Annotated in this window: 12 protein-coding genes; all 12 read left to right on the forward strand. The window is 58.3% G+C overall.

Going from position 1 to position 14,001, the window contains the following annotated elements; genetic code table 11:
• Positions 1 to 7 precede the first annotated feature (7 nt).
• A complete protein-coding gene (locus PMYSY11_RS10365) occupies positions 8 to 370 on the forward strand; it encodes a Rieske (2Fe-2S) protein (RefSeq protein ID WP_150549114.1) in 363 nt (120 codons plus the stop codon).
• Between the two features lie 175 nt (positions 371 to 545).
• Complete coding sequence (locus PMYSY11_RS10370) at positions 546 to 1,670, forward strand: FAD-dependent oxidoreductase (RefSeq protein ID WP_150549701.1); 1,125 nt, start codon at positions 546 to 548, stop codon at positions 1,668 to 1,670.
• Between the two features lie 120 nt (positions 1,671 to 1,790).
• Positions 1,791 to 3,452 carry a DUF1302 domain-containing protein gene (locus tag PMYSY11_RS10375; protein WP_150549115.1) on the forward strand — a complete coding sequence of 554 codons (1,662 nt, stop codon included), beginning with the start codon at positions 1,791 to 1,793 and terminating at the stop codon, positions 3,450 to 3,452.
• A gap of 12 nt (positions 3,453 to 3,464) precedes the next feature.
• Positions 3,465 to 4,838 carry a DUF1329 domain-containing protein gene (locus PMYSY11_RS10380; protein WP_090511650.1) on the forward strand — a complete coding sequence of 458 codons (1,374 nt, stop codon included), beginning with the start codon at positions 3,465 to 3,467 and terminating at the stop codon, positions 4,836 to 4,838.
• A gap of 69 nt (positions 4,839 to 4,907) precedes the next feature.
• A complete protein-coding gene (locus tag PMYSY11_RS10385) occupies positions 4,908 to 6,074 on the forward strand; it encodes a WD40/YVTN/BNR-like repeat-containing protein (RefSeq protein ID WP_150549116.1) in 1,167 nt (388 codons plus the stop codon).
• Positions 6,075 to 6,078: 4 nt separating this feature from the next.
• Positions 6,079 to 8,556: an efflux RND transporter permease subunit gene (locus PMYSY11_RS10390; protein ID WP_150549117.1), complete on the forward strand. Its 2,478-nt coding sequence runs from the start codon at positions 6,079 to 6,081 to the stop codon at positions 8,554 to 8,556.
• A 147-nt stretch (positions 8,557 to 8,703) separates the two neighbouring features.
• On the forward strand, positions 8,704 to 9,918 hold the full coding sequence (locus PMYSY11_RS10395) for an MFS transporter (RefSeq protein WP_150549118.1): 1,215 nt from the start codon (positions 8,704 to 8,706) through the stop codon (positions 9,916 to 9,918).
• Positions 9,919 to 9,972: 54 nt separating this feature from the next.
• Positions 9,973 to 10,563, forward strand: a complete 591-nt coding sequence (locus PMYSY11_RS10400) for a malonic semialdehyde reductase (RefSeq protein ID WP_150549119.1) — start codon at positions 9,973 to 9,975, stop codon at positions 10,561 to 10,563.
• 47 nt (positions 10,564 to 10,610) lie between these two features.
• Positions 10,611 to 11,192, forward strand: coding sequence for a cupin domain-containing protein (locus PMYSY11_RS10405; RefSeq protein ID WP_150549120.1), 582 nt, complete (start codon positions 10,611 to 10,613; stop codon positions 11,190 to 11,192).
• On the forward strand, positions 11,189 to 12,169 hold the full coding sequence (locus tag PMYSY11_RS10410) for a fumarylacetoacetate hydrolase family protein (protein ID WP_150549121.1): 981 nt from the start codon (positions 11,189 to 11,191) through the stop codon (positions 12,167 to 12,169). The genes PMYSY11_RS10405 and PMYSY11_RS10410 overlap by 4 nt, the downstream gene beginning before the upstream one ends.
• 10 nt (positions 12,170 to 12,179) lie before the next feature.
• Entirely contained in the window at positions 12,180 to 13,190 is a 1,011-nt protein-coding gene (locus tag PMYSY11_RS10415) for an NAD-dependent epimerase/dehydratase family protein (RefSeq protein WP_150549122.1), read from the forward strand.
• Positions 13,177 to 13,962: a cyclase family protein gene (locus tag PMYSY11_RS10420; protein ID WP_069899768.1), complete on the forward strand. Its 786-nt coding sequence runs from the start codon at positions 13,177 to 13,179 to the stop codon at positions 13,960 to 13,962. Before PMYSY11_RS10415 ends, PMYSY11_RS10420 begins: the two co-directional genes overlap by 14 nt.
• The last annotated feature ends 39 nt before the right edge of the window (positions 13,963 to 14,001 follow it).

A 14,001-nucleotide genomic window follows, 5' to 3' on the forward strand; every position in this document is an offset into this window, starting at 1 on the left:
TTGAGCGATGAGTGCAGCGCTCGTTGCCCTGTGCCTGATGAGTGAATTGGCTGAAGGCCAGGCCCGCGGATTCGATCCGCTGGGCCAGGGCCGCGACAGCGTTTTCGCGGTATTGCATCAGGGCCAGGTTCGGCTTTATCGCAACAGCTGCCCGCATCTGGATGTGCGTCTGGAGTATCGCAAGGACCGTTTCATGTCCGCCGATGGCCAGCGAATTATCTGTTACGCCCACGGTGCCCAGTTTCTTCCTGAGTCCGGCCTCTGTGTTTACGGGCCGTGTCTTGGTGAGCAGTTGAGTGCCCTTGAATACCAGATTGATGAGGGTTGGCTGGTGCTGGATACCGCTCAGTTGAGTTTTTGCGAGTCGTGATTGAGGTATCGCGTTTTGCGATACATCACATCCTTACATGCGATTAGTCAAATTGCTGGTAAGGCCCGATGCTTCATCCACAAAGCTTGGGTGGAGCACGTACGCGCAGATGACCACGCCTGAAGGTCAGCACTTGGCGTCCAACCCGGATCATAAGAACAAGAGTGAGAACATCATGAGTGCAGAGAACAAGGTATTAATCGTAGGCGGTGGCATTGGCGGTCTGTGCGCCGCAATCGCCCTGCGCCGCAAAGGCGTTGCAGTCGATCTGGTCGAGCTTAAAGCAGAGTGGACTGTTTACGGTGTTGGCATCATCCAGCAGAGCAACGTGGTTCGCGAAATGGCCAAGCTGGGCGTTCTCGATGGTTATCTCGATGCTGCCTATGCATTCGAAGACGTCACCATCAACACCACCTCCGGCCAGCAACTGGCGCGCATTCCCGGCCAGCGTCTGGCCGGCCCGGAATACCCGGCCAACGTGGGCATCTCACGCCTTGCGCTGCACAAGGTGCTCAGCGAAACCGCTATTGAACTCGGCACTCAGGTGCGTTTGGGTCTTTCGGTTGAAACCCTTAATGAAGATGCTGACGGCGTAAACGTGCAATTCACCGATGGCACGCAGGGTCGTTACAGCCTGGTGGTCGGCGCTGATGGCCTGTTCTCGAAAGTACGCGGCCTGTTGTTTGGCGATAAATACCAGCCGCGCTTCACTGGCCAGTCCGTCTGGCGCTACAACTTCCCGCGCACCGCAGAAATCGATCATCTGGCCAACTACATGGGCCCGGCAGGCAATGCCGGTCTGGTGCCGCTGGCCGATAACCTGATGTACATGTTCGTGACCTCGCATGAGCCGAACAACCCGTGGATGGACAAGAGCGTGCTGGCGACTGAAATGCGCAAGCGCCTGAGCGGCTTCGAAGGTTTGATCGGCGAGCTGCGTGAACAGATCACCGACGGCGAACAGGTGGTCTACAAACCGCTCGAAGTGGTGTTTGTCGATGAGCCCTGGTATCGCGGTCGCGTTCTGCTGATCGGTGATGCTGCTCACGCCACCACGCCACATCTGGGGCAGGGCGCAGGCATGGCCATCGAAGATGCAGTGGTTCTCAGCGAGGAACTGACTGCAGGCGGTTCTCTCGAGCAGCAACTGCAACGGTTCATGGCGCGCCGTTTTGAGCGCTGCAAGTACATCGCAGAGAGCTCGGTGCTGGCCGGCGATAAAGAAATTGCGCATGACCGCGAGTTCGATCGCATCGGCCTGGTTAAACAGATGCTTGCCCGTACGGCTGAGCCTATCTAAACCAACGCAAAACAACGCTTTTACCGTGCATACCCGGCTTGGGTAGGGGCCTGCCTTGCCCCGCTCAAGTCGGGAACCTGTAAGAACCAACGCATAAAAACAATAAAGAGGGCTACACCGATGTCATATCGCAACATCGCTGCGTCTCGCTACGCACCCTTCACCCTGTCCCTTGCTGCAATGCTGGTGCTTGGCGCGCCCGCTGCTCAGGCGTTTCAGATCAATACCGGTAATCCGGATTTTGGCCTGCGCTGGGACAACACCGTCAAATACAGCGCCGCCTGGCGTGTTAAGGATCAGAGCAGCCGCCTGACTGAAGGTCCTGTTGCGCTGAACCAGGACGACGGTGATCGCAACTTCGACAAGGGCCTGATCTCCAATCGTCTCGATCTGTTGTCTGAACTGGACATGTCGTTCGGCGACTTCGGTGCGCGTATCAGCGGCGCTGCCTGGTACGACACCGAATACCAGAAAGACACCGACGCTGATGATCCCCTGCGGGCCAACCAGCGCTCTGTTGCGTATGACGAGTTCACCGATGACACCCGCCACCTGCATGGCGGCAGTGGTGAGATTCTCGATGCATTCGTCTACTGGAATGGCGAGCTTGCCGAGCGCGCGATGTCGGTTCGCGCCGGTCGTCATGGCCTGGTCTGGGGTGAGAGCCTGTTCTTCGGGGCTAACGGCATTGCCGGTGGTATGGCTCCGATCGACGTTGTGAAAGCGGTATCGGTGCCTAACACCCAGTTCAAGGAAATCGTTCGCCCGGTTAATCAGCTCTCGACAACTTATCAGTTGACGGACGATGTATCGCTCGGCGCCTACTACCAGTTGGAATGGGAAGAGACCCGTCTGCCGGGCTCGGGTAGCTACTTCTCGGTGAGTGACACCATTGGCGAAGGTAACGAGCGGCTGCTCACTGGCGGTGTATTGCCTAATGGCCAGAAGGTTGCGTTTTGGCATGGCAACGATAAAGAAGCGCGCAGTTCAGGGCAGGGCGGTGTGCAGCTGCGCTATGCAGCAGACACCGTGGACTACGGCTTCTACGCGATTCAGTACCACGACAAAACCCCGAAGCTGTACCTCAAGCAACCCACCGGCCCAGCCAATTTCCAGACTGGCAAACTCAGCGAATACTACTGGGTATACCCGGAAGACATCCAAGCCCTGGGCGCCAGCTTTTCGACAACGTCCGGCGAGTTCAACTGGGCGGGTGAAGCCTCGATGCGCTGGAACATGCCGCTGGTATCCAACGGTGTAACCATCGCGCCAGGACAAGCTGCAGACAACAACGATGACGCGCTCTACGCAATCGGCCGCACGGCGCACGTCAACCTCAACTTCCTCGCAACGTTTGGTCCTTCGTTTATCTCCGAAGAGTCGGCAATGGTCGGCGAACTGGCCTGGAACCGCTTGCTCAGCGTGACCGACAACCGCGAACAGCTTTCACCGAAAGCGACTGACGATGGCGTTGGCATGAAGCTGGTGTTCACCCCGACGTATCGTCAGGTCTATCCGGGCATCGATTTGAGTGTGCCGATGGGCATCAGCTACTTCCCGATGGGCAAGTCGGCGGTGGTCGGCTCGTTTGGGCCTGATCGCGGCGGCGATTTGAACATCGGCGTCACCGCGACCTATCTCGACCGCGTGACCTTCGGCCTTAGTTACACCCACTACTACGGACCGGAAGACACCAACCTCGACGGGCAGACGCACTTCAACTTCGAGCAGTCGCTGAAAGACCGTGACTACGTCGCCTTCAACGTTAAAACCACTTTCTAAGAGGACGTGAGAATGACTACCCAGTTCAAACTCAAGGCTTTGTGTTTTGCCGTGCTGACCAGCCTGGCCGTCAGCGCCTCGCCAGCTTTTGCAGCCACTGCTGAAGAAGCCGCCCAGCTGGGCAAGAACTTGACGCCGATGGGCGCAGAGAAAGCCGGTAATGCCGACGGCACAATTCCCGCTTGGGATGGTGGCTATACCAAGGTTGATCCGGCCTACAAACAAGGTGGCAAGCGCCTTGACCCGTTCGTAGCGGAAAAGCCGTTGTTCAGCATCACCGCCCAGAACATGGCGCAATACGCCGACAAGCTGAGCGATGGCACTAAGGCGATGTTTGCCAAGTATCCAGAAACCTACCGCGTCGATGTCTACCCGACTCACCGGACTGCGGCAGCACCGCAATGGGTATATGACAACGTCGCGAAGAACGCCGTTAACGCGACACTGGTTGACAGCAGCGCTGGGCGAATTCCGCAGGGCGCTTACGGTGGCGTGCCATTCCCGATCCCGAAAGACGGAACCGAGGCTATCTGGAACCACATCCTCAACTGGCGTGGCACCTCGGTTTCGATGCATTTCCGTCACTACCTGATGACCGCAGATGGTACTCAGGTAATGACCACGGACGGTAAAGCCATTCAGGAAATGCCGTACTACTACCCGGAAGGGTCTGCCGAGAAGTTTGAAGGTGATTACTGGCTGTTCCGCCTGTTGAACGTCGGCCCGCCAATCCGCGCCGGTGAGCAGATCATGGGGCGTACCAACCTCAACGGTGACAAGTCGCAGGCTCACGTTTATCTGGCTGGCCAGCGCCGCGTGCGCAAACTACCAAACGCCTGCTGCGACACGCCTACACCTGCTACCGCCGGGGTGATGAGCTTCGACGAATTGTCGGTGTTCCAAGGCCGAATCGATCGCTTCAACTGGAAGTTGATCGGCAAGAAAGAGATGTATGTGCCTTATAACGACAACAAGGTGCAGACCGCAGCCAAGCCCGAAGACCTGTTTGCCAAGCATCACATGAACCCGGATTACGTGCGTTGGGAACTGCACCGCGTTTGGGTGGTTGAAGCAGATCTGGCACCGGGCAAACGTCACCAGTTGCCGAAAGGGCGCTACTACCTCGACGAAGACACCTGGCAGGCCATGTTGGGTGACCGCTGGGATGCTAACGGCCAGCTGGCCAAAACCCTGTGGGCGCTGCCTGCGGTTATGCCGGATATCCCGGCTCACGCCACCTTGTCTTCGGGTTTCTACGACCTGACCTCCGGCGCCTGGTTTATCCAGAACGTCTACACCGGGTTGCCGGAGCAGTACGGCGTGGTTGATCGCTACAGAAAATCCGAGTTCTCGCCAGCCGCGATGGCCGGGCAGGGCGTGCGGTAAAGCAGTTGCTTGATGTTCGGGGCCAGCCTTTGCTGGCCCCACTGCAAGACGCGTTTTTTGAGGTCAATTATGAAAATAAAATCGCCCACCAATGGCCTGATTGTGGCCTTGGCTTTGTGTGCTAATAGCCTGGTCTGCCAAGCGGCTATGCCAGCTGCCGGTTCACCGTTGACGACCGCTGCCATGCACGTGGCTGCCCCGGCAAAAGCCGTGCTGATTGATCTGGCACGTGCCGGCTCGCGTTTGGTTGCGGTGGGTGAGCGGGGTCTGGTGCTGGTCTCTGACGACAATGGCCAGAGCTGGAAACAAGTACCGGTGCCTGTTTCGGTGAGCCTTACAGCCGTGCAGTTTGCCGATGCCAAACATGGCTGGGCAATCGGTCACGCCGGGGTCGTGTTAGCGACGGTTGATGGTGGCGAAAGCTGGAAATTGCAACTCAGCGGCCTGGACGCCGCCAATATTGAACTTGAAGCCGCGCGCAAAGACTTGCTCGCAGTGACGGCCGCCGCCGCGGTGAATACAAGCGACGCTACGGCCGTCGATGAACAAACGCTGGACTCAACCGCAGTCGATAACGCCGATCTGCGCGTTCAAAACGCCGAACGCTTGATTGCGGACGGCCCGGACAAGCCATTTCTGGCTATCCACTTCACTGATTCCAAGCATGGGCTGATCGCCGGTGCTTACGGCATGTTGCTGCAAACCAACGACGGCGGTGCCAGCTGGCAGTCGCTGGTTGGTCATGTCGACAATCCGATGGGGGTGCATTTGTATGCAATCGCCCAGCACGGTAATGACTGGTACCTCGCGGGCGAGCAAGGCTTTGTGGCCCGTTCCAGCGATGCTGGCCAGTCATTTGTGCAACTCGAAAGCCCTTACGAGGGCAGCTTTTTCACCGCGCACGTTACGGATGACGGCGCCCTGGTCGTGGCCGGTCTGAAAGGTCACGCGTTTATTTCTCACGACAGCGGCCAGTCCTTTGAGCTGATGCCTGTGCCAATGCCGGTTTCTTTCAGCGACTCCACGCAACTGGCAGACGGTCGCACCTTGCTGGCCAATCAGGCCGGCGGGCTGTTCCTCAGCGATGCCAAGGCGGGCGCTGCATTGCAAATGTTTGGCAAGCCACTGGGTAAGCCAGTTGCGAGTTTGGTCCAGGCTGCCGATGGCAGTGTGGTTGTTGCCGGGTTCACCGGATTGTTGCGCCTGACGCAGCCATCCACAGCTGCGACGGAGTGAGGTTATGAAGTCCTCTAACAGTTTCAACGCCAGTGACATGGCTGATTTCGACCCACGCTCTGGCTCGGTTCTTGAGCGCGCGCTGTTCAACCACCGCATCTGGGTTCTGCTGGTGTGTTTGATCACCACGGTGGTGCTGGGTTTTCAGACATCCCGCGTGGAGCTCAATGCCAGCTTCGAGAAAATGATCCCGACGCAGCACCCCTATATTGCCAACTATCTGGATCACCAGCGTGAGTTGAGTGGGTTGGGCAATGCGCTGCGCATTGCTGTCGCCAATAAAAAGGGTGATATCTACGACGCTGACTACCTGAAAACCTTGCAGCAACTGAGCGATCAGATTTACCTGCTGCCAGGTGTTGACCGCGCTTACATGAAGTCGCTCTGGACCCCGGCAACCCGCTGGGTCGCAGTGACGGAAGAGGGCCTGGATGGCGGCCCGGTAATCCCCGATGAATACGATGGCAAGGCGCAAAGCCTGGCCCAGTTACGGCGCAATGTGCAGCAGTCCAACGAGATCGGCCAACTGGTCGCGTTTGATCAGCGCTCAAGCATTATCTATGTGCCACTGCTGGCGAAAACACCGGACGGCAAATCACTCGACTACTCAGTATTGTCCGAGCAACTCGAAGCGCTGCGTGCAAAGTATTCAAGCGACTCGATCGATATTCACATAACCGGCTTCGCCAAGAAGGTCGGCGACCTGATCGCCGGTCTCAAGCAAATTGTGCTGTTCTTCATCGTCGCGATCCTGATCACCACGGTGGTGCTGTACTGGTACACCCGCTGCGTTCGCAGCACCTTGTTGGTGGTGTTCTGTTCGCTGGTGGCGGTGGTCTGGCAGCTTGGTTTGCTGCCGATTCTCGGCTACCAACTCGATCCGTACTCGGTACTCGTGCCGTTTCTGGTGTTCGCCATCGGCATGAGCCACGGCGCACAAAAAATGAACGGCATCATGCAGGACATCGGTCGCGGCATGCACCGGGTGGTCGCTGCGCGCTTCACCTTCCGCCGGTTGTTCCTGGCGGGTCTGACTGCACTGCTGTGTGATGCCGTGGGCTTCGCGGTGCTGATGATCATCAAGATTCAGGTGATTCAGGATCTGGCGCTGATCGCCAGTATCGGTGTGGCCGTGCTGATCTTCACCAACCTGATCCTGCTGCCTGTACTGCTTTCGTATGTTGGCGTGAGCCCGCGTGCTGCGCAGCTAAGCCTGAAGAGCGAGCAAGCCGAGCAATCCGGCCAGCAGCGTCATGCGTTCTGGCGCTTCCTCGACCTGTTCACCCAGCGTCGCTGGGCGTCCATCTGCGTGGCAGCAAGCCTGGCGCTGGCGGTATTCGGTTTCATGGTCAGTGAGCATTTGAGCATCGGTGACCTCGATGCCGGTGCGCCGGAACTGCGTCCGGATTCACGTTACAACCGTGACGATGCCTTCCTTACCGAGAAGTACGGGGCAAGCAGTGATCTGTTCGCGGTCATGGTCAAAACCCCGGCCGGTGCGTGCGCCCGTTACGACATTCTCAACAAGGTCGATAACCTCGACTGGCAACTGCGCAGCCTGCCGGGTGTCGACTCGACCAACTCGCTGGCGTTGCTCAACCGGCGCATGCTGGTGGGCTTCAGCGAGGGCAGCGCCAAGTGGTACGAGCTGCAGAACAACCAAGCGATGCTCAACATGATCACCGCCAGTGCGCCGCGTGGTCTGTACAACGAAAACTGCAGCTTGCTTACGCTGTACGCCTACCTGACCGACCACAAAGCCGCGACGCTGACGCGCTTGGTCGATCATGTTGAAGCCTTTGCCGCGGCGAATAACACCGATGAAGTGCAGTTCATGTTGGCCGCGGGCAGTGCCGGCATCGAAGCGGCCACCAATATCGTGGTCAAGCAGGCAAACCGTGAGATGCTGATCTGGGTGTACGCCGCGGTGATCCTGCTGTGCCTGGTCACTTTCCGCTCGTGGCGCGCCACGGTGTGCGCGGTGATCCCGCTGATGCTCACCTCGATTCTCTGCGAAGCACTGATGGTCTGGCTGAATATCGGCGTCAAGGTCGCAACCTTGCCAGTGATCGCACTCGGTGTGGGCATTGGCGTGGACTACGCGTTGTATGTCATGAGCATCATGCTCGCGCATCTGCGCCGAGGTGAGAGCCTGTCCGAGTCTTACTACAACGCGCTGCTGTCGACCGGCAAGGTGGTGATGCTCACTGGTGTGACGCTGGCGATTGGTGTGGCGACGTGGATTCTTTCGCCGATCAAGTTCCAGGCCGACATGGGCGTGCTGCTGGCCTTCATGTTCATCTGGAACATGGTGGGAGCACTGATTCTGCTGCCGGCACTGGCGTACTTCCTGTTGCCGAGCAAGGTCAGCGAGCAAGCCGCAAACACTGCTGATAAACCGTCGGTAAACGGCCAACCCACAACTAAATCACAGACCACGGTCGATGTTGCGCCACTGGCGCGCAGCGTCTCGCCGACCTGATTGCGTGTAACAACCCAACAATAACAAGAGTGAACCTGAGATGAATCGAGCAATTGCCTTAAGCCAGGGTTTCTGGAGCGTGTTGGTTTTTGGTTTGGCCGCTTACGGCGCGGCTGTGTGTGGCATCAGCCAGCAAGAGGAAAACCAATGAGCAGCGTGCGTCAGGCGGGTTTACCGCAGTCATTGTTGTTGCTGTTGGGCAGCTGTTTGCCGGTGTTGGGCGCGGTGTTATTGGCACCGGTGTTGCCGCGTATGCAGGCGCATTTTGCCGAAACCCCGGGCGCTCAGGTGCTGGTGCCGATTGCCCTGACATTACCGGCGTTGGTCATCGCTTTACTGGCCCCATTCGCCGGCGTAATTGCCGACCGTCTGGGCCGTAAATCCCTGCTGCTGGGTGCAATGCTGTTGTATTCGGTGTGCGGCGTGTTGCCCTTGTGGCTTGAGTCGCTCGAGGCAATCGTGATCAGTCGCGCCGGTATCGGCCTGGCAGAAGCCGCGATCATGACCTGCTGCACCACGCTCATGGGCGATTACTACGACGGGGCACGGCGCGAGCGGCTGTTCGCCTTGCAAATGGTTGCCACTTCGCTGTCGGCGGCTATTTTCATGGGGCTGGGTGGTGCGCTGGGTGAGAGCGGCTGGCGTACGCCGTTTGCCCTGTATGCGGTGGGTTTGGTGTTTCTACCCTTGATGGCCAAATTGCTGTGGGAGCCGGTTGCGCAAGGCGCCGGGGCGCTGCTGGAGAAGTCCGCACAGCAAGCATTCCCGTGGGGCACGTTGGCACCTTTATATGTGCTGACTTTTCTGGCCGGGTTGAGCCTGTTCATTGTTCCGGTGCAGGCGGGTTATCTGCTTAACCTGCTGCATGTCGATGCGCCCAAGCAAATCGGCATGACCATGGGTGCCAATCAACTCGGCGTACTGGCAGGGGCACTGAGTTTCCGTGTGCTCAGCGGTTTGGCCAGCCATCGCCAGCTGCTGCTGGCTTTTGCGCTGGCAGGGCTCGGCGGTCTGCTCATGGCGCTGTCCACCAGCCACGCCATGGTTGTGGTGGCCGTGCTGATCAATGGCCTGGGTATTGGTCTGATGCTGCCGACCCTGATCACCTGGATTATGTCGCACGTCGACTTCTTCCAGCGCGGCCGTGCGGCAGGCATGTTCACTGCCGCCTTGTTTGCAGGTGAGTTTGTCAGCCCGCTGGCAGTGCTTGCCATCACCAGCGGGGTCAACAACACACTGCCGACCGCACTGGCTGTGATCGCTGTGGCGCAGTTGCTGATCGCATTGCTGTGCCTGTTTCTGCCGCGACTGACGGCCAGTAAAGCCCCCGCGATGAGTGTTGAAAATCTGGCTCAGCACTGAGCATTTGCACCCGCAAATACGGGCATCCGCTACTCGATTGATAAGGTGTTTTTGATGAATCAAGCATTATCCAGTGACGTTTTAGCACAACTGTTTGTTGAGGCCCGCTCACACAATGCCTGGCTGGATAAGCCGGTATCAGATGAGTTACTGCACACGCTTTACAACACATTCAAGCAAGGGCCAACCAGCAATAATTGCAGCCCGGCACGCTTTGTATTTGTGCGCAGCGAAGAAGCTAAACAGCAGTTGTTACCGGCACTGAAAGGCCACAACGGCGAGAAGATGCTGCAAGCGCCTGTTACAGCAATTGTGGCCTTCGACAGCCAGTTCTTCGAGTTCCTGCCTAAGCTGTTCCCGATCTACGACGCCGCCGCGCCATATCGCGGTAATCCTCAGTTGGCGCACATCGCGGCGTTGCGCAACGGCAGCTTGCAAGGCGCCTACCTGATGCTCGCAGCGCGTGCGCTGGGGTTGGATTGCGGGCCGATGTCTGGCTTCGACAATGCCCTGGTTGATAGCACGTTCTTCGTGGATGGCCGCTGGAAGAGCAATTTCCTGTGCAGCTTGGGCTATGGCGATTCCAGCAAGTTGCGACCGGCTGGCCCGCGTTTGTCTTTCGAGCAGGCGTGCGTGTTGGCATGACATTGCCCTAGCCCTGTCGGCGACGGTAACGGATCGAGGATTGATTGATGCAAAAACTGCCTAGCTTTAAACGCGTGGTCACAGGCCACGATGCCAGCGGCCAAGCAGTGGTCGCGATGAGCGGCGAGACGCCGAACAACTTTCCCCTCAAGGCTGTTCCCGGCACGGTGTTTTATGAGGTATGGAACAGCCAGAGCAGCCCGGCAGTGCTGGATAACGGCGATGACCCGACTGACAAACCATTGCAGTTGAGCCCCGGTTTGCTGGGCAGCGTAATCCGCGTCGTCGATATTCCACCAGACAGCGTCCAGAACAACGTCAGTGATGCTGAGGCTGCTGCCACCTTCGCGGAAATTGGCCAGGCCCATGCGGGCACGGGCACCAAGGACTCGAAGCACAAACTGATGCATCGCACCGAAACTCTCGACTACGGCATCGTCACCGAAGGTGAAGTGTGGCTGGTACTCGACGGCGAAGAGGTGCACCTCAAACGCGGTGATGTGGTTGTGCAGCGCGGCACAAATCACGCATGGAGCAATCGCACAGAAGCCATGTCGCGCATGGTTTTCATTCTTCTGGACGGCCAGTACGCGCCGCATCTGGCTGCATTACTCGGAGCACACACATGAAATTGGCAACCCTTGATAACGGCACTCGCGACGGCTGCTTGCTGGTGGTCTCACGTGACCTGAAACGTGCCCTCGATGTAAGCCATATCGCTGTAAATATGCTCGCAGCCATCGAGAACTGGCGCAGTGTCGAGCCGCAATTACAGGCGCTGTATACCCAGCTCAACGCAGGCCAGTTTGATGGCAGTTTAGCCTTCGACCCAACTGCGGTGATGGCGCCGCTACCACGCACGTATCAATGGCTGGATGGTTCGGCGTTCCTTAATCACGGCGAATTGATGCAGAAAGCCTTCCACCTTGACCCGATTGAGGGGGCAGACATCACACCGCTGATGTATCAGGGCGCAGGCGACGACTTTCTCGGTTCACGTGCTGATATCCCTTTGCCCAGCGAAAGCCTTGGTATCGACTTTGAGGGCGAGTACGGGGTGATCGTCGATTCAGTGCCGATGAGCTGCAGCGCAGCTGATGCAGCGGCGCATATCAAACTGATCGTGCAAATCAACGACATGAGCCTGCGTGCGCTGGCACCACGTGAAATGAAAACCGGCTTCGGCTTTGTCCAGGCCAAATCGTCTTCAAGTTTTGCCGCTGTGGCCGTTACTCCGGATGAGCTCGGTGATGCCTGGCAGGACCAGCGCGTGCATCTGCCGTTGCAGGTGAACTGGAACGGTGAATGGTTCGGGCATCCGAATGGGCGTGAGATGAACTTCAGTTTCGCCGAATTGATCGCCCACGCTGCGTTCACCCGCAAATTATCCGCCGGCACGATCATCGGTTCGGGCACGGTCTCCAATGCCGATCGCAGCGCAGGTTCTGCGTGCATCTCGGAGCGTCGCGCGATCGAGATGATCGAACACGGCAAACCGCAAACCGGTTTCATGCAGTTTGGTGATCGCGTGCAGATGGACGTGATTGGTGCCGATGGCCAATCGCTGTTTGGCGGCATCGACCAACGTGTAGTCGCTGCCGACTAAGGAGCAGGTCATGCGGGTAATGGTTACGGGCGCAAACGGTTTTGTCGGTCGTGTACTGGTTGAGCGCCTGTTGGCGCAAGGGCAACTGCGCGGTCGTGAAATAGCGGCGTTGTTGCTGTTGGATCAGGAACTGAACGGTTTCCCGGAAGACTCTCGCCTGCGCCGGCACATTGGCAGCATTACCGACCCGGCCTTGTTACGCCGTGCGCTGGCCGATGGCATCGACGTGGTGTTTCATCTGGTCAGTCTGCCAGGCGGCGCGGCCGAAGCGCAGTATTCCCTTGGCTATCAGATCAACCTGTTGGCGAGCCTGGAGCTGCTCGATCAGTTACGCGAGCATTCGGGTTCACCGGTGATGGTTTACGCCAGCAGCGTTGCCGTTTACAGCCCGGACTTTGCCACACGTATGGATGAGTCAGCGGCCAAGCGTCCGGCATTGTCTTACGGCGCGCACAAACTGATGGTCGAAACGGCGATTAACGACCTTGCCCGGCGCGGCGATGTTGACGCCCGCGCAGTGCGCCTGCCAGGCATTGTTGTGCGGCCGCAGCAACCTAATGGCCTGCGCTCGGCATTCATGAGCGATCTGCTGAGTGCCTTCGCTGAGTGTAAACCCTACTGTTGCCCCGTATCGCCAGAGGCGCGTTGTTGGTGGATGTCGGCGCAGTGCTGTGTCGATAACCTGATACATGCGGCCCAACTCGACGGCTCCGATCTGGACGGCGAGCGGGTCTGGCAGCTGCCTGTATTGCACCTGAGCATTGCCCAGATTATTGATGCGCTGGCCGCCACATACGGCGAAGAGCGCCGGCAGCTGATCAGCTTTGCTGCCGATGCCCAACTCGAAGAATTGTTCGGCAATTACCCGCCGATGAAAACCCCGCAGGCGCGGGCCCTTGGCTTTCGCCATGACGGCTCGGCCGCTGCACTGATCCGCAATTCACTCAAACCAAAAGCCGTTGCGCGAAGCGAATCCGCAGGGGCCAGGAAGTCCGGAGTTACTGCTTATGAAAACGTCTAACCGTCGTTTGGTTGACCTTTCGGTCACGCTTGAGAACAACCCGTACACCGATCCGCCGCCGTTGCTGCCAAAGATCGAATACACCGACCACCAGCAAGGCTGGCCAGAGATGGCGGCGATGTTTCCGGGCCTGACCAAGGATCAATTGCCGGGTGATGAGTCGTGGGCCGCCGAACGCCTGCAAATCACTACGCACAGCGGCACCCACATGGATGCGCCGTGGCATTACGCCTCGACCACCGATGGCGGCAAACCTGCGTTCGGTATCGACGAGTTGCCGCTGGACTGGTGTTTGCAGCCGGGTGTGAAACTCGATTTCCGCGCGCTGCCGGACGGCCATGTGGTGACGGCTGCCGAAATTGAAGCTGAACTGGCGCGCATTGGCCACGATTTGCAGCCGCTGGACATCGTTCTGATCAACACCCGAGCCGGTGAAATATTTGGCCAGCCGGGTTATCTCGATGCCGGCGTTGGTATTGGCCGTGAAGCCACTTTGTATCTGCTGGAGCGCGGTGTGCGGGTGGTCGGAACCGATGCCTGGAGCTGGGATGCACCGTTCAAGTACACCCGCGAGCGCTTTGCTGAAAGCGGCGACGCGTCGATCATCTGGGAAGGCCACAAGGCTGGCCGCGACATTGGTTACGGGCAGATGGAAAAGCTCGCCAACCTCGATCAGTTGCCTGCCAACGGATTTATGGTTTCGTGCTTCCCCTATAAAATCAAACACGCTTCGGCCGGCTTCGTGCGCGCTGTCGCTATTTTCGAGGATTGAGCTGCGCCTGCGTGGCGCGCCAATGCTTTACAAGAACAA

This window comes from Pseudomonas marincola, assembly GCF_900682675.2.
Classification (GTDB): Bacteria; Pseudomonadota; Gammaproteobacteria; order Pseudomonadales; family Pseudomonadaceae; genus Aquipseudomonas; species Aquipseudomonas marincola.

Bases quoted from the DNA above. Each gene is read 5' to 3' on its own strand.
- PMYSY11_RS10420 (WP_069899768.1), top strand. From the start codon at position 13,177: ATGAAAACGTCTAACCGTCGTTTGGTTGACCTTTCGGTCACGCTTGAG.
- PMYSY11_RS10405 (WP_150549120.1), top strand. From the start codon at position 10,611: ATGCAAAAACTGCCTAGCTTTAAACGCGTGGTCACAGGCCACGATGCC.
- PMYSY11_RS10415 (WP_150549122.1), top strand. From the start codon at position 12,180: ATGCGGGTAATGGTTACGGGCGCAAACGGTTTTGTCGGTCGTGTACTG.
- PMYSY11_RS10380 (WP_090511650.1), top strand. From the start codon at position 3,465: ATGACTACCCAGTTCAAACTCAAGGCTTTGTGTTTTGCCGTGCTGACC.
- PMYSY11_RS10365 (WP_150549114.1), top strand. From the start codon at position 8: ATGAGTGCAGCGCTCGTTGCCCTGTGCCTGATGAGTGAATTGGCTGAA.
- PMYSY11_RS10410 (WP_150549121.1), top strand. From the start codon at position 11,189: ATGAAATTGGCAACCCTTGATAACGGCACTCGCGACGGCTGCTTGCTG.
- PMYSY11_RS10400 (WP_150549119.1), top strand. From the start codon at position 9,973: ATGAATCAAGCATTATCCAGTGACGTTTTAGCACAACTGTTTGTTGAG.
- PMYSY11_RS10375 (WP_150549115.1), top strand. From the start codon at position 1,791: ATGTCATATCGCAACATCGCTGCGTCTCGCTACGCACCCTTCACCCTG.
- PMYSY11_RS10390 (WP_150549117.1), top strand. From the start codon at position 6,079: ATGAAGTCCTCTAACAGTTTCAACGCCAGTGACATGGCTGATTTCGAC.
- PMYSY11_RS10385 (WP_150549116.1), top strand. From the start codon at position 4,908: ATGAAAATAAAATCGCCCACCAATGGCCTGATTGTGGCCTTGGCTTTG.
- PMYSY11_RS10370 (WP_150549701.1), top strand. From the start codon at position 546: ATGAGTGCAGAGAACAAGGTATTAATCGTAGGCGGTGGCATTGGCGGT.
- PMYSY11_RS10395 (WP_150549118.1), top strand. From the start codon at position 8,704: ATGAGCAGCGTGCGTCAGGCGGGTTTACCGCAGTCATTGTTGTTGCTG.